The sequence below is a fragment of the Streptomyces sp. NPDC025638 genome, assembly GCF_055558775.1.
Map to the genome: position 1 here is coordinate 139,842 of NZ_JBVHLX010000011.1, position 21,010 is coordinate 160,851.

Below are 21,010 nucleotides of genomic sequence, written 5' to 3' on the forward strand. Positions count from 1 at the left end.
CCATGGCCCTCCGTCCGCCGCGGTACCGCTCACCGAAAGCCCCCCACTCCGTGACCGTCTCCCTCTACGAAGGCCAGCCGGCCGGCAGGCACGCGGCCGTGCCCTCCGGCAGCCTGTTCCGGCGCGTCTACGCCCCCCGCGCCTGCGATGCCCTCACCTTCTCCATGTCCACGTATGCCATGCCGCTCCTCGTCCTCGCGGTCACCGGCTCGGCGTCCCTGACCGGCTTGGCCTTCGCCCTGGAGTGGACTCCCCGGGTGGCGGCGTTCAGCCTGGCCGGTGCCCTCGTGGACCGCTCGGGCGCGGCGATCGTGTGCTTCCTCGCCTCCCTCGCCCGGGCCGTGCTGGTGTCGGCTGCCGCTGTCGTACTGATTGCGCTGCCGACGGGAACGGCCGAGACGGCCACCGTCATGACGCTGGCCGCGGTGACCGGCACGCTCACGCAGTTCAGTTTCGTCGCCAACGAAGCCGTCGGTGCCGTCGTCAGTCGCCGGGCGGAAGAGCACTCCCACAAAGTGCAGGCCACGCTCATCGGCATCGACCAGACGGCCACCCTCGTCGGCCCGGCACTCGGCGGTGTCCTTCTGCTGAGCGGGCCGACTCGCATGCTTGTTTGCCTGAGCCTGCTGTCCTTCGTGTCGGCCGGTCTTGCCCTGCAGACTCCGCCCACACCCCTGCGCGCCGCCCAGCGGGGCGCGCAGGGCCCGGCCGGCAGGCCTGCGGAGGGGTGGCGGACGCTGCGTTCGCTGCCCTCCCTGAGCCGGCTCGTCGCCGGACTGGCCTGCTCCAACCTGGTGCTCGGGCTGCTGCAGTCGGCCAGCCCCGTCATCGTGGTGGACGACCTCGGCCGGTCTCCGGCAGCCGTGGGCACCCTCTGGTCGGTCGCCGCCGCGGCCACCCTTCTCGCCCTCGCCTGCTGCCGGTTCGCCCTCAACCGGCTGGGACTGTGGGGAGTCGGTGTCATCAGCTCGACCGTTGCCGCCGCGGCCTGCCTCGCCCTCCCCTACGCACCCTCCTACGGCAGCTACACGGTCCTCCTGGCCCTCTTCATGGCCGGAGACGGAGGACTCACCGTCGTCCTGCGCACCGTGCGCTCGCTGGTCATTCCGCCCGCGGCCTTCGCCACGACCCTTTCCCTGACGATCCTGCTCCTGCTGCTGCCCTTCCCCGCGGCAGGCGTCGTCATCGCCCTCACCCCGCCGAACCACCTGACCGACGTCATCGCGGCGAGCGGCGTACTGCAGGCCCTGGCCCTGCTCGTCACGTTCACCCGCCTGCGCAACGACCCGACGCTGCGCGGCCGCGTGCCCTGACGTGGCACTCCGACCGGAGCAGGAAGGCACCTCCCGACGACGACCCGCAACTCCTCCGACACTCCGACGCCTGGCCAGGCAGGACGTAGCGAATGGCAGCGCGCATAGTTGGCACCTGAGGGAGAGGATCCACCAGAACCGAAACGGAGTGTGCGGGTGACGACGCCGCCGATCGACTACCGAGCGCTGTTCGCGGCCACACCCAGCCCGCACCTCGTGCTGGACCCCGGCCTGGTGATCGTCGACGTCAACGAGGCCTACTGCCGCGTGACCGGGCGCACCCCGGAAGACCTTGTCGGGCAATACCTCTTCGACGCCTTCCCGGACAATCCCGAAGACCGCGATGCCGACGGGATGCGCAACCTCAACGCCTCGCTCCACCGTGTACTGCACTCACACGAGGTGGACACGATGGCCGTACAGAAGTACGACATCCCCGTGGCCGACCAGCCAGGAGTGTTCGAAGAGCGCTGGTGGTCGCCGATCAACGCTCCTGTGCTCGGGCCGGACAGACAGGTGGCATGGATCATCCACCGGGTCGAGGACGTCACCGAGTTCGTGCTGGCCCACCCGCTCCCCCCGCGGTCGGGCCAGACGCTCAGCGAGCGGGAAGCCATGGAGGCCGAACTGTACGCGCGGGCGCAGGAGCTCCAGCGGGTGAACGAAGAACTGCGCCAGGCCCACGCCCGGGAACGCCAGGTCGCCGTCACGCTCCAGGAAGCGATGCTGCACTCCCCCGATCTGGCCCGGCACCCCGACGTCGTCGTGCGTTACCTGCCCGCCGCCGAGGGGCTGAACGTGTGCGGCGACTGGTACGACGTGGTGGACATGTCCGACGACGCGTTTGCCGTGGCGGTCGGGGACGTGGTCGGCCACGGCCTGGAGGCGGCAGCCACGATGGGCATGCTGCGCAGCGCGCTGTCCGCCGCCGTCCGCGCACTGAGCGAGCCCGCCCGGGCGATGGAGGTGCTGGGCCTGTATGCCCGCTCGGTGGAGGGAGCACTGGCCACGACCGCCGTCAAAGCCGTCATCAACACCCGTCGTCAGCACATCACCTACAGCAGCGCGGGGCATCTCCCACCCGTCCTCGTGCACGCCGACGGCACGTTCGTCCTCCTCGACCAGGCCACCGACCCTCCGCTGGCAGCCCGCCCCCTCCATGTCCCCGGCCCGCAGGCCGCCGTCCCCTACAAGCCCGGTGACACGCTCGTGCTCTACACCGACGGCCTCATCGAACGCCGCGACGAGGACATCGACACCGGCCTGCGGCGCATGACCGACATCCTCTGCGACAACGCCCGCCTCACCCCCGACCGTCTCGCGGACACCCTGCTCGCCCGTCTCGGTGTGAGCAGCGGCGGTACCGACGACATCGCCCTGATCGTCACCCGCCTGTAGCCGGGCCGACAGTGGCTCGTCCCGCGGACTGTCGGCTGGTGGCTGGTCGGAGTCGTCACAGCAGCCTCAAGAATTCACCGAACTCACGTACAACCCTTGCCGTTTGCCGAACGTCTTCTGATCGCAGCACCCGGACATCGGGAGCCCGCCCCATCTGGAGACACTTACGTGAAGCACCCCCTGCCCGGAACCACGGCCCTCGCCGCCCTGCTCGTCGCGGGCCTCACCCCCTTGGTCCTGTCCACTCCCGCCTCCGCCGCCCCCTCCGGGCTCGCGGGCGACTTCAACGGCGACGGCTACCGGGACGTGGCCATTGCGGCCCCCGCCGCCACGGTGAGCGGGAAGTCGTGGGCCGGGCAGGTGGCCGTGGCCTACGGCACGGCGAGCGGGCTGAATCCCGCCAAACACCAGCTGATCAGCCAGAACACCGCGGGCATACCCGGCAGCGCCGAGAAGGACGACGAGTTCGGCGACCAGCTCGCTGTCGCCGACCTCAACCGCGACGGCTACAGCGACCTCGTCGTCGGCGCCCCGCACGAGAAGACCGGCAGCGCCGAGGACGCCGGCACGGTCGTCATCGTCTGGGGTTCCCGCAGCGGCCTGTCCGGCGGTACGACGGTGAAGAACCCGCAGACCCTGTACGGCAGTTACTTCGGCCTGAGCATCGCGGCGGCGGACTTCACCGGGGACGGCAAGCCCGACCTCGCGATCTCCGCGCAGAGCGACTCGGGCAGCCCCACCTGGCGAATCCGGCTGATCCGGGGCCCGTTCAGCAAGTCGGGCACGACCGGCAGGGTGTCCTCGTACTCCCCGGGCATCGACAAGCCGGTTCTCACCGCCGGCCGGGTCAGCGGCGACACCAAGGCCGACCTCGTGGTCACGGGCCAGAAACCCGACCGCGACCAGCTCGCCACCGCTGTCTACTACAAGGGCACCTCCGACGGCATCAGCAGGACGACGGCCCTGCGCGCCGCCGAGACGGCCGCGATCGGCGACCTGAACAAGGACGGCTACGGCGACATCGTCCTCGGCAACCCCGAGGATCCGGCCGACGAGCCCTCGGCCTCCGCCGGTGGCAAGATCCACGTCATCTACGGCACCTCGTCCGGCCCGAGCGGCACGCGCCGCGTCACGTACACGCAGAACAGCGCGGGCGTCCCGGACACCTCGGAGAACGGCGACGGCTTCGGCCAGGCGCTGGCGATCGGCGACTTCGACAAGGACGGCTACGGGGACCTCGCGGTCGGCGCGCCGGGTGAGTCCTTCGGGGACGACTCCCACTACTTCCCCTCCGCCGGGGCGATCACCCTGCTGAGGGGCTCGGCCTCCGGCGTGACCACGACCCGCCCGGTGTTCCTGACCCAGGACAGCCCCGGCGTGCCGGGCTCGGTGGAGGGCATCGACAACTTCGGCCAGACGCTCCTCGCCTCCGACGTGAACCACGACGGCCACGCCGACCTCACGGCCGTCGCCGCTCAGGAGAACGACCCCGAGGGCGCGGCCTGGTACCTGCCGGGCGCATCGTCCACGCTCTATTCGACGACGGCGTCGACAACCTTCGGTCCGACCAAGGTGGGCCTGCCGGCCCACGAGTACACCGGTTTCGGGTCCGACTTGGCGGGCTAGTTCACCGGTCAGTTCAGCTCCAGCGGTGCACGTGCGGCCCATCAGCGCGTGGGCAGCCGGTCATAGGTCTTGAAGGTGTAGGCCGCGTCGTACGTCATCAGGTTTCCGCTCGCGGCCGGGAGGCCGAGCCGCTGGTTGAGCAGTTTCGTCAGCGGCCCGCAGTGCTCGGCGGCAGGTGCGGCGAAAGTGTCGTCGTACGCCGAGAACTCGATCAGCGGCGGGTCCTGCGAGACCCACTGCGAGGGGCCCGACCGCTTCAGCTGGAAGTCGACCGGCGCGTTGGCCCCGATGGTGCAGTTCGGCGCCAGCAGTGGGCTCAGCAGGCGAAAGCGCAGACTGAACTGTCCGGTGAAGAAGTCGGATCGGCCGCCGTACTCCGGCTGTATCGCCAGTCCCCGAAGCCGCGCATGCTCGCCCACGGCGGCAGCGGGGAAGCCGCCCGGTACGGCGGTCGGTGTGCTGTGCATGGCCCCCCACACCTGCCCGTTGGCGCCATCGGGCAGTGGCCCCTCGGCATGGGTCATGGTGATCGTAGCGAGCGTCACGGTCACCTTGCCCATCGTCAACTGCGGTGCGGCGGTGTGCACTTCGCACCGCCAGCGCGCCGGGTCCACTCCTGCCGGGAGGGCCGGGCAGTCGCTGAAGTCGGTCAGGGGCTGCTCTGCGGAGGTCGGCTCGGCGTACGCAGGACTGGGCGAGTAGGCCCCTGTGACGGCTGCCAGGGCAGCGGCGCCGGCGAGGGCAACGGCGGCGCGGCGGGCGAGAGCGGGGCGACGTCGATCGGCGGTGGTGTGCGACATGAGCAACAGCCTGCCGCTCACTCCCCCGCGTCACCATTGGTGACATCCCCGCCCCTACCCTGAAACGACCCTGACGCCGTGTCAGGGGCACACCCTCAGAAGGGCGTTCCTGCTCCGCCCTCCGCCGGCTCGGTGATGTCAGAACCGAATGTCCGGGTCCCGCAGGACCACGCGCAGTCTGTCGTCGGCATGGTCGGTGTCGAGCTCGGGGCAGAACCAGACGTTCTGCCTGGGGGCGGCGGCCGGGTCGTCCGCGACCATCACCCACAGCAGCAGACCCCAAAGCACGGTGGGTGAGTGACCGGCCAGTCGAGCGCCCAGCCCGACGGGTACGGCGGCGCCGATGCGTGGTGGGGGTGGGCTGTCCACGTCGGGCGGCGTGAAGTCGGAGGCGCCGTGCCCGGCGAGGACCAGCGGGGTGTCCTTGACCTTGAGCCAGTCCACCTCGATGCCCTGCGCGACGCGGTCGAGCGCGGCCGCCAGCCACCCGCGCACCGACGCCTCCGGATCGGGGAGCCAGTTCAGCGGGCCGTCGGGGTCGGTGGCGTGGCTCAGATCGTCCCGCGGAGGGCCGTACTCGGGGTTCTCCACGGATTCCCCCACCACATTGCCTTCCCTGTCCACCAGCCACCAGCGTCGTACGGACTCCGGCGGTGCCCAGGTTTCCGAGGCGTACTCTGCGTCGATCTCGTACATCCAGCGATCCCCGTTGTCGCTGTGGCTCGGCAGCGGCAGGTTCCGCAGTCCTTCCGGCAGCGTCGCCGGCGGCCACGAGTCCCGCGGCGGGTGCGGTCTCCGTCTGCGCCCGAAGATGCCCATTCCCTGCCCCCACCCCCCGGCCGTCCAACCGGCCGGGCGTGAACATCCCTGCCCATGACGGCGCCGGGATAGGCCTGGCCGACGCGCCGAACGCTTGCGGGCGCCCGCGCGGCCCGCCACACGAAGTACGCATACCTCGGCGCGGCAGGCCCCGGTGGCCGTAGCGTGATGACGCTATCCAATCCCCATCCGAACCGATCATTCGTGGAGCAGGAATGGGCAACGCCGACACGGTCATCGCCGTACTGCGCAAGGGACACGACGCTCTCGCCGGCTCGGTGTCCGGATTCAGCGACGACGACCTGGCCCGGCCGTCGGGCGCGGCCGAGTGGGACCTCTCGCAGGTGCTCAGCCACCTCGGCAGCGGTGCCGAGATCGCGCGGGCCGGAGTCGAAGCCGCCCTCGATGGCGCGGCGAACCCGGGCCCCGACTTCAACCACTCCGTCTGGGACAAGTGGAACGCCATGACGCGGCGGGAGCGGGCCGACGGCTTCCTCCAGGCGAATCACTCACTGATCGAGCTGTACGAATCCCTGGACGCCGGCACCCGCGAGAAACTCCGGATCGACTTGGGCTTCCTGCCCGCCCCCGTCGACGTGGCGACGGCGGCGCGGCTTCGCCTCAGCGAGTTCACGCTGCACTCCTGGGACATCCGCGTCGTCTTCGACGAGCAGGCCGCACTGCCCGCCGACGCCGCCGCGGCGCTCCTGCACGGAGAACCGGACCTGCTCGCCTGGACCGGCAAGGCCGAAGTGCTCGAAGGCCGTCATGCGGCCCTCCGCGTCACGACGACAGAGCCCGCCTCCGACTTCGTACTGCGGCTGCAAACGCCGATCAGCGTGGACTTCGACCTGCCCGAGCGACCCGACGGCACACTGGTTCTGTCCGCCGAAGCATGGCTGCGGCTGGTCGCCGGCCGGCTCTCCGCCCGGTACACACCCGACGGCGTCGCCACGACGGGCGCCGCGGATCTGGATCTGCTGCGCCGGGTCTTCCCCGGCTACTGATCCACGCGGTGAACCGGAACTAGTCGCCCGTCCGCCCGTCGGTCATCTCGCGCAGGATGTCGAGGTGGCCGTTGTGGCGGGCCGTCTCCTCCACCAGATGCAGCAGGATCCAGCGCAGGTCCACGGCGCTGCCGTCGCGCCGCTTCGTCCGGGCCTTGGTGTCCAGATCGTGCGCGGCGACCAACTCGTTGTAGCGCGCTGACTGTTCGGCGTACTCGTCGAGCAGCTGCGACAGCGGGAAGTCGACGGCGATGCGCATCTCACGGTCGGGGTCCTCGTCGGTCCACGGGCCGTTGTCCTCTTCGCCGAGAAAGACGACCTGGAACCAGTGGTACTCGACCCAGCGCAGATGGTTGATCAGGCCGCTCAGGGTCATCAGCGGCGAGCCGGGGAGGAGTGCCTTGCGGGCGTCCTCGTCGGAGAGTTCCTCGCACTTGGCACGCGCGGTGGCGCGGACGTAGTCGAGGAAGGTGGTCAGCTGAGTGCGCTCGTCCCAGGCGGGAGGCGTATCGGTGCGTGTCATCGCCCGCAGCATCTCCCGCCGCGCACCGCGGTGTCGAGAAGATTTCCCAACTCGTCGATCTTGCCGGTGGATTGCTGAGCAGCCGTAGCGCCGGTTACGGCCAGCTCCCCCCTCCCCGAACAGGTGTGCGCAGCACCCGTATGCTCCGCGCATGAAATTCTTCCGGTCGCGCGGTCGCAACAACGCCGGGCAGACGACGAGCTCCCCTTTGACCCAGGCCATGGCCCTGTACCAGGCCGGGCGCTATGCCGAGGCGGAGGCCGCGGCCCGCGCCGTGGCCGCGGCCCGATCCAGGCTGCGCGACGACATGTACGCACCGCTGGCGCTGAACCTCGCCGCGATCGCGACGAACGCGCAGGGCCGCCACGCCGAGGCCTGCGCCGCACACGACGCCCTGCTGCCCGTCTTCGGCAGGATCTTCGGCGCCGAACACCCGCAGACCCTGAAACTGCGCTCGGACCGCGCCCAGACGCTGACCGCGCTCGCCCGGCACGCCGAATGCGAGGCGGAGTGCGCGGCCGTCGCCCGTGTCGCGGCCCGCGGCACGGGTCCTGAGATGCCGTTCATAGCGGCAGCCGCCCGCAACGGACAGATCTACGCCCTCAACGCGCAGGACCGCCACGAGGAGGCCGAGGCGCTCGCTCGTGAGGCCCTCGCCGCCCACGGCACCCCGGATCGGTTCAGCCTGGTCCTGCGGCTCGGCCTGGTGCGAAGCCTCAACGGTCAGGGCCGCCACGAGGAGGCTCTCGCCGAGGCGGAGCGCGCCGACGAGCTGCGCCGCAGCCGGCCCCAGGAACAGCACCGTGCGGAGACCGGCGCCGTCGAGCTGGCCCTGGCCACGGCCCTGCTGGGGCTGGGCCGTGGCACCGAGGCCCGCACCCGGGCCGCGGCCGCCCACGACGCCTGCCTGGCCACCTTCGGCCCGGACCATCGCCGCACCGCCGAAGCCCTGGCGCTGCTCGACCGCATCGACGGCGTCCGACCGGGCCACTGAGCGCTTTGCGGCACGCGCCGCAGGGCGCTACAGCCGGAAAGCCGAACTAGTGTTGGTGTGTGAAATACAACTTTCCTGACGATCTACGCAAAGCACAGAGCGATCTCGAACAGGTGCGTGGGGATCTCGCCTGCCTGATCGCGCGGCTGCCGTATTCCGTGGAGCCCATCGAGGCCTGGGAGCGCCCGGAGGGCTACTGGCGCGACGGCTCCCCCGCCTACCCCGACTCCCCCGGCTGGACCCCCGAGGAGCAGTCGCAGGTCGCCGCGCTACGAGAGCGGGAGCAGGAACTCGCCGTCACGATCGTCACCCACACCTACTGGGGCACGCTGGAGCCCTCCGAACGCCCGGCCGCCCGCGACGCACTCAAGCACGCCCAGGACGCCCAGGACGCCCAGGACGCCTAGAACCGGCAGGGCCGGCAGGCTCGGCGGCCAGGAGGACCAGGCCCAGCGCGAGGACGGCCAGCCCGGACCAGGAGACGGCCGGAAGACGCTCGCCCAGGACGGTGACGCCCAGGACCGCTGCGACCGCGGGCTCGGCCAGCGTCAGCGACGTGGCCACCGATGCGGGGGTGTGACGCAGTCCGTGTCCGAAGAGCCGGTAGGCGAGGCAGACGGTGAACAGGGCGAGGTAGACGGCCACCGCCGCGCCGCGCGGGGTGGCGAGCCGGCGCACGTCGGCGAACACGACGACCGGGAGGACGAGCAGGCCGGCCGCGCCGAACAGGACGCCCATCACCGCATCGGACGCGTGCCGGCGCGCGATGAGCCTGCCGCCGATCAGCGAGTAGACGGCGTACGACAGCCCCGCGCACATCGCGAGCAGGACTCCCGTCAGGTCAACGGGCGTACCTACCCCGGCCAGTTCGGGGCCGAGGACGAGGAGCGTGCAGCCCACCACCGCGGCCGTGGTGGCGCCGGTCCAGCGTGCGGTCGGCCGGGCCTGCCCGGTGATCCAGGACAGCAGCCCGGCGAAGACCGGCGCGCTGCCCAATGCGATCACGGTGGCCACGGCCACGCCGGTGCGTGCCACGGCCGGGTAGAAGGTCACCGGATAGCCGGCCACCGCCGGCGCGCCCAGGACGATCAGCCATCGCTCGGCACGTGTGCAGGCGGCGGGCAGGGAGCGGGCGCCGCGCGAGGTGAGGAACAGCAGGATGCCGCCGAAGCTGAGACCGGCGCAGCCGATGGCCGCCGGAGCCGCGCCGGACGGTGCCAGGGAACTGGCGGTCCCGGTCGTGCCCCAGAGTACGGCCGAGGCGAGGATGGGCGCGGGGCCGCCGAGGAAACCGGTGCGAGAGGGGCGCGGGGCGGCGGTGGCCGGGCGCGCGGGAGTCAAGGGGGAAGTGCGGTTCGGCACAGTCGTGATCTTCCGTAGTCGAATGCGTTTGGACTCGATCCGAAACGGGCGCACGACACGAGCCCCTGACCGCCCTGCGGGGTCGGTCGGGGCGGAGATCAAACTGTCAGCGTCCGCGCCCGGTCAGGCGCAGAGCGGCGGCAGAACGACGTGCCAGTAGGTGTTCACCCGGCGATCGTACCTGTCGGTGACGCACCCCGGGGACGTCGAGGCGCTAGCCGGTCCTGCTCGGCCGGTCGAGGTCGAGGGAGTGGGAACGCCGGTGGGCGGCGACCCGTTCGCGGGTTGCGCAGCGGCGGGAGCAGTAGCGGCGTTCCGGGCCGCTGCCCTGGCTGATCAAGACGTTGTCGCAGCTGGGTGACGCGCAGACCCGCCCGGGCGGGCGTTGGCGGTCCCAGACGAGGACGGTCAGCGCCATGCACAGTGCCGGGCGACCGTCTGCCGCGGGCGAACACGCTCGATGCGATGACCTTCAGCGCGGCAAGCCTGGCCGGTCCGGTTCTCGCCGGTGGCGTGGCAGAGGTCCTCGGGGCGCCGACGGCCGTGCTGGTCTCCGCACTGCTCATCGGCTCGGCGATCCCGGCGGCGTGGCTGCTGCCCGCGCAACCCCGCCGGGACCGGGTCGCGCAGCCGACCTCGGTGATCGGCGTCCTCGCCGCCGGAATACGCGTCATCGTCAGGAGACCCTGCTTGGCGCGAGCGACGGTCTCCTCGGTCGTCTCCTGTGCCGCTCAGGGCATGCTGACGGCCTGCGTTCCGCTCCTGGGCGAGCGCGTCCTCGGCGGGTCCGGCCGGGGTGCCGTGCTGCTCACCTGCGCGGCGGTCTCCGCGCTGATGGCCAATGCCGTACTGGTGCGGTTTCCGCGTTCGTTGACCCCCGACACGATCATCTGGGCCGGCGCCCTGGTCCAGGCAGCCGCATTCGCGTTGGCCGCATCGGACCGGCCGGCCGTGCTCGTCGTGGCCCTGCTCATCGCCGGGATCGGTGAAGGGCCGCAGCTCACCGCCTTGTTCGCGGTGCGCCACCGGGAGGCTCCCGAGCAGCTGCGCGGACAGATCTTCACCATGGGCGCGAGCTTGAAGATCACTGGGTTCGCGGTGGGAGCGGCAATTGCCGGACCCATCGCAACCTGGTCCCTTACGGGCGCACTGGCGGTGGCAGCCTGCGTGGCGGTCCTTGCGGCACTGGCCTTCTTCGCATTCCCGTCGGCCGCCTGACGCAGGCGGCCGGCGCGGGCGTCAGCCGAGAGGGTTGCTCGTATCGCGCAGGACGGCGAGTACGGGGGCGTACATGCGGGCCTTGATGGTGCCGAGGGTGTCGCCCGCCTTGCCCGACTGGGCCTGAGCCATCTCGACGGCGGCACTCCGGACGGTGTCCTCGGCGACGGCGCGGTCGACGATGCCGGCGGCCGCCGCGTCCTGGCCGCCGTAGCGGCGGCCCGTGACCATGGCCTCGTGAGCGGTCTGCGGGGCCAGACGGGCCTGGATGAGCGCGGACATGCCCAGGGTGAAGGGGATGCTGATGTCGACCTCGGGCAGACACCAGAATCCGCGGTCGGCACGCATCACACGGAAGTCGTTGGCCAGGGAGAGCATCGCCCCCGCGGCGAAGGTGTGTCCCTGCAGCGCGGCCACGGTGATCACCGGCAGCGACAGGAACCGGGCGAAGAGCTCGTGCACGGACACGACGTAGTCCTGGTACTCGTCGCTGTGGGCGAACAGCCACTCCAGGTCCAGGCCGTTGGAGAAGAACTTGCCCGTGGCCGCGGTCACCAGGGCGCGCGGCCCCTCCGCCTTCTCCACCTCGTCCAGGGCGTCGCTGACGGAGGCGATCCAGTCGGGGTGGAAACGGTTCTCGCCGTCTCCGAGATCGAGGATGTAGACGCTGTCCTGGCGGTCGAGTGCGGGCATGGTGGCTCCTCGGGTCGGGCGGGGTCGGGACGGCGGGTCAGCGGGTCGGGACGGCGGGTCAGCGGGTTGGAATGGCGGGGCAGCGCGGTCGGGACGGCGGGTCACGGTCACGGACCGGGGTCCGCGTCAGGCCGGTCCCGCAGGGCGTGGACCAGCAGGTCGTCGATCTCGGCGGCGGCCGCGTCCAGCGGAGCGGTGCTCCGCTCGGCCCGGCACATGATCACCGCGCCTTCGACCGCGGCGATGACGAACGCCGCCAACCGCCTGCCGCGCTCCTCGCGCAGGCCGTGGCGGACGAACAGGGCGGCCAGCGCTTCCTGCCAGCGGGCGAACACCTCGGCGGCGGCGCGGGCGAGTTGCGGGGCCTCGTCGTTGGTCGCCACCGCCACCGCCACGATCGGGCAGCCGACCCTGAAGTCGCTCTCCACGAGCCGGTGGCGCCACAGCGCGAAGAAGGCGTCGATCGCCTTCAGCGGGTCCTCGGCCCGCGTGGCGGCGTCGATGGCACCCGTGATGAAGTCACCGGCGAGCGCCACGGCCTCGTCGATCAACTGCGCACGCCCGCCCGGGAAGTGGTGATACACCGAGCCACGGGGGGCACCGCTGTGCGCGAGGACCCGGTCGATGGTGGTCGCGCCGACGCCGTATTCGCGCAACAGGGCAGCGGCACTGAGAACCATCCGCTCCCGGCTGTCGCTCTTTCGCCGACTCACCTCGCAGACGCCGCCCTTCTGAAGTCCTTCAGCCCTTCGAGTGATTACCTGTCAGTAACTTATGGTGTATGGCATAGAACATGCAAGACCCGACAGGTAAAGCCGTACCCTCCGTCCGGCCTAACAGCACGTGCGCGCCTGGCGGCCCACCGCATGTGATGGATGCACCCCACCTTCGACAAGGGAGACCACATGCGCATCCGCACCGCTGCCGTGACCGCCGTCCTCACCGGCGCCCTCGCTCTCACGGGGACCACGGCCGCCTTCGCCGCCGACCCCGATCCCGTCGGCGTCGCCAGCGACAGCCCGGGCGTACTTTCCGGGAACGTGATCCAGATTCCCATCGACATCCCGGTCAACCTGTGCGGCAACACCCTCGACATCCTCGCGTTCATGAACCCGACTTCCGGCAACACCTGCACCAACAGCTAGCGCGGCCGAACAGACCTCCCGCCGGACCCGGCCCGGGAGGCCGCAGGTCGGCAACGAGGCCCCGGGCCCGCGACGGGCTCGGGGCCTCGTTCGTCCGCCGAAGTCGCCGCCGGGTCGCTGGCATTTTCGGCCACGGGCAAGCGGCTTCCTGAGTCACGGCGTCGCCGTCGTCCGATCCTGGAGCGATCCGAAGCGTTCATTGGAATTCATTGAAGGAAATAGCGTGATTTTGCGCCCGCCCTCCATGGCATGTTGGCCTTCCTTTCTTCTCCCCATGGAGGCCACGCGTGCGCAATGTTGTGCCCGACTCCGGGACGACGCCCGTCCATCCCAAATGGTCGGACCGCCTGATACGGCAGATCGACACCTTCGTGGCCCGAAGGTCCAGGGCGGCGAAAGTACCGGCTCTGGTGCTGGTCAGACAGGACGGCGGCGACGTCCGGGCACCGGCTCATCTGGTCCGGGAGTATGAGCACCGGCTGACGCGAGGCCGGGGCAACTCCCTTTTCCAGGTACCGCACGCCGTGGTGGACGACGCCGAGTCCAGCGGCGGGTTCATCGAGGCGATGGATCAGGTGGCACTGCGGTTGGAACTGACCATGCCCTCGGGGAGCCTGAACCTGTCGGCCTTCCATACCTGCCGGGCCGTACTCGACCTGGAGCGTGGCGCGGGAGATCTGAGGGCCCGGCAGAAACCCATTCTCGACGGGCTGCATGCCGCACTGCTCGACCGGCGCCGGGTGCTGGGTTTCGGCGCGAAGATCGCGGGATTCTTCGGACAGCATTTCCTGACCGGCTGGATCCAAGGACTGGTGGCGGCTCTGATCGTCGGCATTCCCAAGGCCTTCTACCGGTTCCGGCTACGGCACTGGGGCCTGCGCTGGGTCGCCGACGAACTCCACGCCTCGTGCTTTCTGGACGCCGCCCTCGCATTCTGCCGGGAGAGCGAGCTGGACCGGGAGGACCCGCGCGTGCGCCGGATCCTGCTGCGCGCCCTGCTCGGCGATCTGCGCAGGGCCACCCGGCGCCGGACTCCGCTGAGTCATCGCTGGGCCCGCCGCCGGTGGGCCTTCGTGGTCCTGATTCCCGAGATCGACGACGTGAACGGACCAGGGCGCGCGTTTCTGGGCACGTTCAAGGAACTCGCTCCCGACGAGGCCTCCTCGCCGCTGTTCATTCTGGCCGCGAGCGCAGGGGCGCCACCGGACTACGCCGTCCCCCTCGGCGCCGACCCGACCCGGCCGAACGGTATCGCGGACAAGATCTTCACCTGCCTCAACGAGGGCAGCGCCGAGCCGGTACGTCTCGTCACGCTGCCCGCCGAGGACGACGACGCGGAACGCTCGGCGGAGAACGGGCTGAAGACCCATCCCAGTGTCAACGCCCGCAAGGACAGCGGCCTCGACTGGCTCCGCCCGAGCGCGGTGCCGTTCCTGGCCGGGCTGATCGCCCTCTTCGTCATCGCCCCGCCCTACATCTGGCCACCACCATCCCCGTCACCGTCCACGCCGCCCTCGTGCGTGACGGTCGCGACCGGTGAACGCGTCGGCATCACCGACGGGAGCGAGTGCGACCTGGCGGTTCCGGGAGAGCGCGGGAAGGAGCTCAGGGAGCTGGAGCGGCAGGTCGCCGAACAGAACGCACAGATCACGGACGGGCGCTATCGCACCCTGGTCTTCCTGGCGCCGCTGAGCCTCCAGGACGGGGTCTACGACGACCCGCCCATCGGGCTGCAGATCCTGCGCGGGGCGATCGCCCAGCAGCACAAGCTGAACAGCGAGGACCGGCAGAACAAGATGCCGATCCGCCTACTGATCGCCAACACCGGCCAGTACTTCCGCTATGGCTCGCACAACGCGTCGGCGCCGAACGGCCCGGACGTCAGCAAGATGATCATCGAGCGTCAGAAGCGGGACCACATCGCCGCCGTCGTCGGGCTCACCCAGAGCCGGCCCGAGTCCCTCGACGCGGCGCGCGAGCTCGACCAGGCGGGCATCCCGGTCATCGCCAACGGAGTGACCGGCAGCGCCATGGTCGGCCCCGACTCTCCGCAGCGCTACTTCCAGATCTCCGCGCCCAACACACGGGTCGCGCCGGTCCTGGCCGACTTCGTCCGTCACTCCCCCGCGGTCCGGTCCTTCACCGCCGGCACACCGCACGCCGTAGTCGTGTACGACCCGACCGACGCGTACTTCAGCACTGACCTGAAGAACCTGTTCGTCGATGCCTACCGCGCATACGGCACGGTCGACGAGGTCACCTACAGCGAAAAGCCCGGCGCCACCACACCGGCCACCATCGCGACCGATGTGTGCAACAAGGTCACGGCGAGCCAGGGCATCGTCGTCTACCTCGGCCGTTCCGGAGTACTGCCGAGCCTCCTCAACGCCATGCAGAGTGCGGGCGGCGAGTGCCAGCCCCCGCAGGGCACCACGATCCCGCTGATCGCGGAGAGCGCCCCCATCGACTTCCAGATCGATCCGCGGAAGACGGCGCAGGCGTACCCGTACATGACGATCTTCTACGAGACGGCGAACGCGCCCACGCGGGATTCCCGGGACCCCTACGCGCAGTTCGCCCGGAACTTCGCCGAGGTCTTCGGTGACCGCGGAGCCGACGCGGATGCCGCGGGCGGCTACGACACCGTGGGAATCGTCACCCAGGTCATCGAGAACGTGCTGCCCACGTCCCCCGACTCCGACATCAAACCCAACGACATCTACCTCTGGCTGACCGCCCACGGTGTGTCCCAGTACCCGGGCGCGTCCGGAGTTCTCCAGCTGGACGGCCGGAACAAATATCCCCCCGACAAGGCGGTGTTCATCCGCGAGATCCGGCAGCCCGACGGCACCACCGACACGCTGCTCAGCTGCGGACTCCTGCCCAACCGGCAGAATCCCGCCCGGTGGGGCTCCGAAGGCCGGACCTTCCCCTGCCTCCGGGACCACGACTGACCCCGCCTCGCTCCTCAGGGCGCTCCCGGGCCGGCGTCGAGGGGCGGGAGCCAGCGCCTGCGGCTGCCCTCGGTGTGCAGGAGGGTGCCGACGCGTACCGTCTCCCGGACCATGTCGGGCCAGCGGCTGCTGTCGGCGATCGCCAGCAGATACGCGGCCGGTTCATCGGTGCGCTTGCGGATGCCGGCCCTGATCAGCAGCCGCAGGAGCTCCTCGGGACCCTCCCAGGACCCCTCGACGAGCTGCTTCCACTGCTCGGCGGTTGCCCGTTCGACGAGGCGGGAGACCGGGCGGTACCAGCGCTGGGTCAGTGACATCACCTTGCCCCTGGGCAGGGCGCGCAGGGTCCCGGCAGCCGCGTTGACCAGCTCGACGGCGTCCTGTGGCGCGGTTTCGGTGAGGCGCTCGACGAACCGCCCCAGCACGGTCACCTCGTCCACCTGCGTGGCCTTCGCCAGATGGCGCAGCGCGCTCGCACGTGCCCGGGCGACACGTTGCGGCGTGTCCAGCGCGTGGTGCCGGCACACCAGGCCCATCAGGCATCGGCCGGCCACCACCGCGACGCCTTCGTGCCGTCGCCTGCCGGGCCCGGTGCGCCCCGCCGTGTCCTCGGTCTGGGTGAAGTCGCGCAGGGTGGCTTCCAGTTGGTGCCACTCCTGCGTGTCCAGGGAGCCGTTCGGGCTGTGGTTGATGACGGTCTCGACCATCAGCAGCGCGGCCCTGAGGTCGTTCGGATGGCCGAGCAGGGCAAGGATTTCACCGATCCGGCCGGCGGTCGGGGGGCCGAGGACACCCCGGGCGATGAGCTTGCCGCGCAGATGGAAGGACTGCTGGGCGACCGCGGAACCGTAGTCACGGGTCCAGGTTACGTCGCACAGCCGCTCCAGCGTGTCCGCGTGCCGGTGCAGCGCGGCGGTCAGCCGACGGTCGACGTCGGCTCCGGGCCGCCGCAGCGCCTCGTTCAGCCAGCCCGGATCCAGCCGGGGGTCGATGGTTCCCCCGGCGAACAACTGGTCCAGCAGTTCCGGGTGTTCGGGGAGCAGTCGTTGCAAGGTGCCGGAGATGTCGGCGTCCGCGTCGGCCACGCCCGTACCGCGGGAGAGTCCTTTGACGTCCCCCTTCTCGGCCCGGTCGGCCCGCCACAGCCGCAGGGCCTGAAGTGCGTGGGGGTGCCCGGCTGCCGCGGCGGCGATCAGCAGCTTGGCCGCGCCCTGGTCGGACAGCCAGTTCCGGCGCAGTCCGTCCTGCGTGCCCGGCTCGTCACGGCCGCCGTCCGGCCCCTCCGCGCCGCTCGTGGGCCAGGCTTCGGCGACCAGTCGTGCCGTGGTGACCACGTCCAGGTCACGGCCCCAGGTGTGCACCGCAAGGCGGTGGGCGGAGTCGACCGGACCGGGGCGGTCGAGGGCACGCAGATTCCGGGCCAGCCAGCTCCGGACCACCGCCGTGGCGACGGGCTCCGCCCCTGCCGTACGGCTCGGCTGTGTGTCGCCGCCGATCGTGTCCACGGCACCCTGCTCGGCGGTGAGCAGGGGCAGCAGCAGAGCGTCGGTGAGCAGCGGCATCGATGCCGGATGTGCGACCTCCTCCACCACGTCGAGCAGATGCCGGACCTCCTCGGGCGGCGCCTGGAGCGCCAGTTCGCCCACGGCCCGCACTTGCGGGTACGACATGGTTTCCTCCGGGCGCCGGGCCGCGGCGGTCAGGACGGCGTCCAGCGAGGGTGGCCGGCCGCTGGTCGGCCAGCCGCTCGCCATCAACCGTCCCAGGGCCGCCTGGAGTTCGCGGCCGTTCTTGTTGCCCGGGCGGGCACGGCCCCAGCGATGGCGAACGATGGGCCGTACGACGGAATAGGGCCGCTCCGGCCAGTCCTGCCGTCGGGCCGCCAGCCGCAGACAGCGTGCGATCGGCAGCAGGTCCCGGCGCGGATCCGTCATCAGCGCGCGCAGCCGGGGCCACACCCAGTCGGGGCGCTTCGGCGCGAGTCCCTCGAGAACGGCCAGGAACTTGTAGACCTCCGACTGTTCGAGGGTCAGCAGCCAGGCCCACAGACATTCACGGGGAGCGCAGCGCGTGCCACGGCAGGTGTCGCGGCCCTGAGAGGCGTACGGACAGGTCCGGTCGATGACCTGGATCACGCTGTCGGGCAGGCTCTCGGCGAGCCAGCTCAGGGCGGTGAGCAGCGGCATCTTCAGCTCGTCGTGCCCGCCGCGCCAGATGCCCAGCAGCTCGTCGACGATCCGCGCACCGTCCTGGTGGCAGGTGGTGGGCAGTGCTTCCAGGTAGATCCTGCCCAGTACGGGAGGCAGGGCGGCGACCGCCGGTGTGAAGTGCCGCCGCAGTTCGGCGTCGGGGGCGGGCAGCCGGGCGTAGACGCGCACCTGCATGGCCCTCAGCCCGTGCAGCTCGGGCCGGCCGTCCCGGGTGTCTGCGAGCAGCCCTGTCAGCAGTGCCGTGCACGCTTCGGCGGATCGGCCGAGCGCCCGTCCGGCCTGGACGAGTGCCTGCTCGGCGACGGCGAGCCGGAACTGGTCGTCGGGGTGTTCCTTCAGCCAGTCGAGCAGCAGACTCAGATGGGACGGGCGGTCCGGCGTCGCGGTGTGGGCGAGCCGACGTCCGGCCGCGTACTCGAACAGGGTCTGGTGGAAGTACGAGTAGCGCTCCGCGGCCCCGGCACCCTGCCGTTCGACAACACCGCGCGATACGAGCCCTTGGACGTCGTCGACCAGTTCGGCGACGGCGTCCGCGGTCCGGGACGTCGTACGCAGACCGGCGCCGACCTCCGTGGCCGTCAGGTCCAGCCGGCCCTCCTGGAGCATCAGCTGGGCCAGCGCCTCTCCGGACTCGGAGAGGTCGGACGGGCGCGCCGTACCGGGCGGCGGCGCGTCGCCCGCCCTCTGGTCCCGGCCCACGCGGTGGGTCCAGTACAGGTCGTACAGCGTCGTGGCGTCGATCTCCTTGAGCGTCGGCTGCTGTGACTCGAAGGTCTCGAACAGCATGCGCAGGGTGAGGGGAGCGCGGCACACCTCACGCATCGGCAGGCCCCGCACCGCGGCATTCGCGACGGTGCGGCAGACCTCGGCCACGGAGACCTCGGGCTGTCCCGCGTAGAAGTACCGGGCGTGCGAACGGATGGCCGCGTCCTGCTCGCGCGGGCTGTACGGGCCGAGCTGCTTCCACTCCAGAGCGAAGTCGCTCACGTACGGCCGAAGGGTGCGCGCCTCTCTTTCCCGGCAGGTCATCAGGACCCGTACGGAGTGCTCCGCGGCGATCGTGAGCAGTTCCTGCACCAGGATCCGGCCCGACGTGTCGGAGACCAGCAAGTCGGCGGTGTCGAAGAGGAAGACCGCCGGGCCGGGCAGGACACGGCACGCGGCACGCACCGTCTCCAGGTTGAGTCCGGCGCCGGGCACCGTGTTCCAGAGGTCGCCGGCCCTCAGGAAGTAGGGCCGCGGGCCTTCGGGGACCGAGGCGAGCTCGCGGTGGAGCCGCCACAGCAGCGTTGTCTTGCCCGTGCCGGGCGCGCCGGTTACACACGCCGAGCCTCCCTTGTCCAGCACCCCGAGGAGCGACCATTCGAGGTCTCTGGGGACGGCGAGCGCGGCCAGGTTCAACGGCTGGGCATCGGCGCCCGAACCGCCCTGGTGCCCCGCGGCGACGAATGCCGTACGGCTGTAGGCCTCAAGGCGGCGGAGTTCCTCGGGCCGTTGGGTGACGAAGCGGTCGGAGCCGGAGCGGCCGCCGGCCCGGGTTGCAGGCGCGCGCCGAGCGTCCTGCGGGTCGGCTCCTGTGCTCGTCGGCGCGATGACCGGCTGTCCGGTGGGGCGCGGCCGGTCCTCGTGCCGCTTCAGCAGTTCCCCGCCGGCGTGCGCGGCGAGCCGGAAGAACCACCACCGGCCGGTGTCTCCCACGTCGTTGTAGGTGCTGAAGCGCAGGGCCGTGACCAGCAGGGAGAGCAGGAACTGGTCGGCCCAGACGTCGTACCAGCCGTCGGTGACGGCGTCGGCGCAGGCCTGCCGCACGGCGTGCACCAGGCGGCTCGTCCCGGGCGCGATCCGGTGCAGGTGGCTCGTGCTTGGGCACACCAGGTGGCGCAGCAGGGCGTGGCCGTGCTCGGGCGACTGCGGCTCGCGGACCTGTGGGACCAGGGCGGACAGGAGCAGCGTCGCCACGTCCCGGGACAGGAGGGCGTTCTGCGAGAACGTCGCCGGGTCGATGAGCTCGAACTTCTCGTACTGGGCTCGCCCTTCCCGGTACGGCAGCATGATGTTCTGCAGGTGCAGATCGCCGTGTGCCCGGCCACGTACGACGTCGAATGCCGGGTTGGGGAGCCCGGCGGCACCCGTGACCATCGCGAGGGGATTGGGCAGGTCCAGGTCGTCGACGCGGATCCAGGGGGTGTTCGCCTCCAGGCCGCCGATCCGCGAGCCGTAGTCGAGGGCCGAGCCGCCGCGGGCGACGAGTTCGCCGAGTTCGTCGCGCAACACGTCGGCGGCGGCGAGCGTGACGGCCTCGTTGCCGCCCAGGCCGTCGTTCCATTCCGTCAGCAGCCACCTTGCGACATGGGCGCAGGCGTCCGGCAGTTCGTCCGCGTCGAGGCGGGCCATCGTGTCCACGTCGCGCAGGCTCTTGCCCGCCGGGGACTGGAACGTCAGCAGCCGGTCGTCTCCCACCGGCCATGGCGCGAACACCTGCCGGGCCAGGCGTCCGCCCGCGGTCCGCTCTGCCAGGGTGTGGGTCTGTCCCTCGTCCCGTCGGCCGGGCGCAGACACCTTGACCACCACGGCGCCCGGACCGGGGGTGACCAGTACCGCGGCCAGCAGGGCTCCGCTGGCGCTCTTCCCGGACGGCCGCCAACGGGGTGTGAGGGGCCGGACTTTGCCGCCGTGCCCTCCGTATAGAGCCCACGCCTCCAGCGCGCGTGAGGCCGACTCGTCGTCGAACAGATCCCCGAGACTCTCGCTCTCCACCGCGCCTTCCCCCGTCCACGCCCGCTTCCGCGCTCAGCCCTGACCGGAAGGGGGCGGGCCGCGCGCCGACGCGAGCCGGTGCTGACGGCACATCAGTCTGTCAGACCTGCGCCGCCGAGGCATCGTGAGCGGATGCTCAAGCCCGTTGCGGGCAGACCGCATTCGCTGTCAGCTGTCCGACGCGATGGCCA

16 protein-coding genes and 1 pseudogene are annotated in these 21,010 nt (G+C 71.0%); 9 read left to right on the plus strand and 8 right to left on the minus strand.

What is annotated here, in order from left to right:
- Window positions 1-50: 50 nt before the first annotated feature.
- From ACZ4EG_RS27285 to ACZ4EG_RS27295, 3 genes are all read left to right on the plus strand, one after another.
- Complete coding sequence (locus ACZ4EG_RS27285; protein ID WP_467792453.1) at window positions 51-1,313, plus strand: MFS transporter; 1,263 nt, start codon at window positions 51-53, stop codon at window positions 1,311-1,313.
- Window positions 1,314-1,469: 156 nt separating this feature from the next.
- Window positions 1,470-2,711 carry a SpoIIE family protein phosphatase gene (locus ACZ4EG_RS27290; protein ID WP_467792454.1) on the plus strand — a complete coding sequence of 414 codons (1,242 nt, stop codon included), beginning with the start codon at window positions 1,470-1,472 and terminating at the stop codon, window positions 2,709-2,711.
- A gap of 168 nt (window positions 2,712-2,879) precedes the next feature.
- On the plus strand, window positions 2,880-4,337 hold the full coding sequence (locus ACZ4EG_RS27295) for an FG-GAP-like repeat-containing protein (RefSeq protein WP_467792455.1): 1,458 nt from the start codon (window positions 2,880-2,882) through the stop codon (window positions 4,335-4,337).
- Window positions 4,338-4,378: 41 nt separating this feature from the next.
- On the opposite strand, the gene ACZ4EG_RS27300 is transcribed toward ACZ4EG_RS27295, so the two are convergent.
- Together ACZ4EG_RS27300 and ACZ4EG_RS27305 are read right to left on the minus strand one after the other, a co-directional pair.
- The gene (locus ACZ4EG_RS27300; RefSeq protein ID WP_467792456.1) at window positions 4,379-5,137 is read right to left on the minus strand and encodes a hypothetical protein; all 759 of its coding nucleotides are present in this window, start codon (window positions 5,135-5,137) and stop codon (window positions 4,379-4,381) included.
- Window positions 5,138-5,275: 138 nt separating this feature from the next.
- Window positions 5,276-5,833 (minus strand): hypothetical protein, encoded by a 558-nt coding sequence (locus ACZ4EG_RS27305; protein ID WP_467792457.1) that lies wholly within the window; start codon window positions 5,831-5,833, stop codon window positions 5,276-5,278.
- 338 nt (window positions 5,834-6,171) lie between these two features.
- On the opposite strand from ACZ4EG_RS27305, the gene ACZ4EG_RS27310 reads away from it, so the two are divergent.
- Window positions 6,172-6,963, plus strand: coding sequence for a maleylpyruvate isomerase N-terminal domain-containing protein (locus ACZ4EG_RS27310; protein WP_467792458.1), 792 nt, complete (start codon window positions 6,172-6,174; stop codon window positions 6,961-6,963).
- 19 nt (window positions 6,964-6,982) lie between these two features.
- Here ACZ4EG_RS27310 and ACZ4EG_RS27315 read toward each other — a convergent pair whose 3' ends face one another.
- A complete protein-coding gene (locus ACZ4EG_RS27315; RefSeq protein ID WP_453559591.1) occupies window positions 6,983-7,486 on the minus strand; it encodes a DinB family protein in 504 nt (167 codons plus the stop codon).
- Between the two features lie 151 nt (window positions 7,487-7,637).
- Between ACZ4EG_RS27315 and ACZ4EG_RS27320 the strand changes: the two genes are divergently transcribed.
- Window positions 7,638-8,480 carry a tetratricopeptide repeat protein gene (locus tag ACZ4EG_RS27320; protein WP_467792459.1) on the plus strand — a complete coding sequence of 281 codons (843 nt, stop codon included), beginning with the start codon at window positions 7,638-7,640 and terminating at the stop codon, window positions 8,478-8,480.
- Between the two features lie 59 nt (window positions 8,481-8,539).
- Window positions 8,540-8,887: a hypothetical protein gene (locus ACZ4EG_RS27325; RefSeq protein ID WP_467792460.1), complete on the plus strand. Its 348-nt coding sequence runs from the start codon at window positions 8,540-8,542 to the stop codon at window positions 8,885-8,887.
- On the opposite strand, the gene ACZ4EG_RS27330 is transcribed toward ACZ4EG_RS27325, so the two are convergent.
- Window positions 8,847-9,821 carry a DMT family transporter gene (locus ACZ4EG_RS27330; RefSeq protein ID WP_467792461.1) on the minus strand — a complete coding sequence of 325 codons (975 nt, stop codon included), beginning with the start codon at window positions 9,819-9,821 and terminating at the stop codon, window positions 8,847-8,849. The two genes, ACZ4EG_RS27325 and ACZ4EG_RS27330, sit on opposite strands and share 41 nt — an antisense overlap.
- Window positions 9,822-10,056: 235 nt before the next feature.
- Window positions 10,057-10,263, minus strand: a pseudogene (locus ACZ4EG_RS27335) (CGNR zinc finger domain-containing protein); the annotation flags it as partial.
- A 2-nt stretch (window positions 10,264-10,265) separates the two neighbouring features.
- Between ACZ4EG_RS27335 and ACZ4EG_RS27340 the strand changes: the two are divergent.
- On the plus strand, window positions 10,266-11,060 hold the full coding sequence (locus ACZ4EG_RS27340; protein ID WP_467792462.1) for an MFS transporter: 795 nt from the start codon (window positions 10,266-10,268) through the stop codon (window positions 11,058-11,060).
- Between the two features lie 21 nt (window positions 11,061-11,081).
- On the opposite strand, the gene ACZ4EG_RS27345 is transcribed toward ACZ4EG_RS27340, so the two are convergent.
- Both ACZ4EG_RS27345 and ACZ4EG_RS27350 read right to left on the minus strand, forming a co-directional pair.
- Entirely contained in the window at window positions 11,082-11,753 is a 672-nt protein-coding gene (locus ACZ4EG_RS27345) for an enoyl-CoA hydratase-related protein (RefSeq protein ID WP_467792463.1), read from the minus strand.
- 107 nt (window positions 11,754-11,860) lie between these two features.
- Entirely contained in the window at window positions 11,861-12,433 is a 573-nt protein-coding gene (locus ACZ4EG_RS27350) for a TetR/AcrR family transcriptional regulator (protein ID WP_453559608.1), read from the minus strand.
- Window positions 12,434-12,658: 225 nt separating this feature from the next.
- Here ACZ4EG_RS27350 and ACZ4EG_RS27355 point away from each other — a divergent pair, with 225 nt between their 5' ends.
- A complete protein-coding gene (locus ACZ4EG_RS27355) occupies window positions 12,659-12,898 on the plus strand; it encodes a chaplin (RefSeq protein ID WP_453559611.1) in 240 nt (79 codons plus the stop codon).
- Window positions 12,899-13,185: 287 nt separating this feature from the next.
- Window positions 13,186-15,852 (plus strand): type 1 periplasmic-binding domain-containing protein, encoded by a 2,667-nt coding sequence (locus tag ACZ4EG_RS27360; protein ID WP_467792464.1) that lies wholly within the window; start codon window positions 13,186-13,188, stop codon window positions 15,850-15,852.
- 14 nt (window positions 15,853-15,866) lie between these two features.
- On the opposite strand, the gene ACZ4EG_RS27365 is transcribed toward ACZ4EG_RS27360, so the two are convergent.
- A complete protein-coding gene (locus ACZ4EG_RS27365; protein WP_467792465.1) occupies window positions 15,867-20,819 on the minus strand; it encodes an NACHT domain-containing protein in 4,953 nt (1,650 codons plus the stop codon).
- Window positions 20,820-21,010 lie beyond the last annotated feature (191 nt).

Excerpts from the sequence above, each read along its gene's own strand:
- ACZ4EG_RS27300 (WP_467792456.1), bottom strand. The coding sequence starts at position 5,137 with ATGTCGCACACCACCGCCGATCGACGTCGCCCCGCTCTCGCCCGCCGC.
- ACZ4EG_RS27305 (WP_467792457.1), bottom strand. The coding sequence starts at position 5,833 with ATGTACGAGATCGACGCAGAGTACGCCTCGGAAACCTGGGCACCGCCG.
- ACZ4EG_RS27310 (WP_467792458.1), top strand. The coding sequence starts at position 6,172 with ATGGGCAACGCCGACACGGTCATCGCCGTACTGCGCAAGGGACACGAC.
- ACZ4EG_RS27315 (WP_453559591.1), bottom strand. The coding sequence starts at position 7,486 with ATGACACGCACCGATACGCCTCCCGCCTGGGACGAGCGCACTCAGCTG.
- ACZ4EG_RS27320 (WP_467792459.1), top strand. The coding sequence starts at position 7,638 with ATGAAATTCTTCCGGTCGCGCGGTCGCAACAACGCCGGGCAGACGACG.
- ACZ4EG_RS27345 (WP_467792463.1), bottom strand. The coding sequence starts at position 11,753 with ATGCCCGCACTCGACCGCCAGGACAGCGTCTACATCCTCGATCTCGGA.
- ACZ4EG_RS27350 (WP_453559608.1), bottom strand. The coding sequence starts at position 12,433 with ATGGTTCTCAGTGCCGCTGCCCTGTTGCGCGAATACGGCGTCGGCGCG.
- ACZ4EG_RS27355 (WP_453559611.1), top strand. The coding sequence starts at position 12,659 with ATGCGCATCCGCACCGCTGCCGTGACCGCCGTCCTCACCGGCGCCCTC.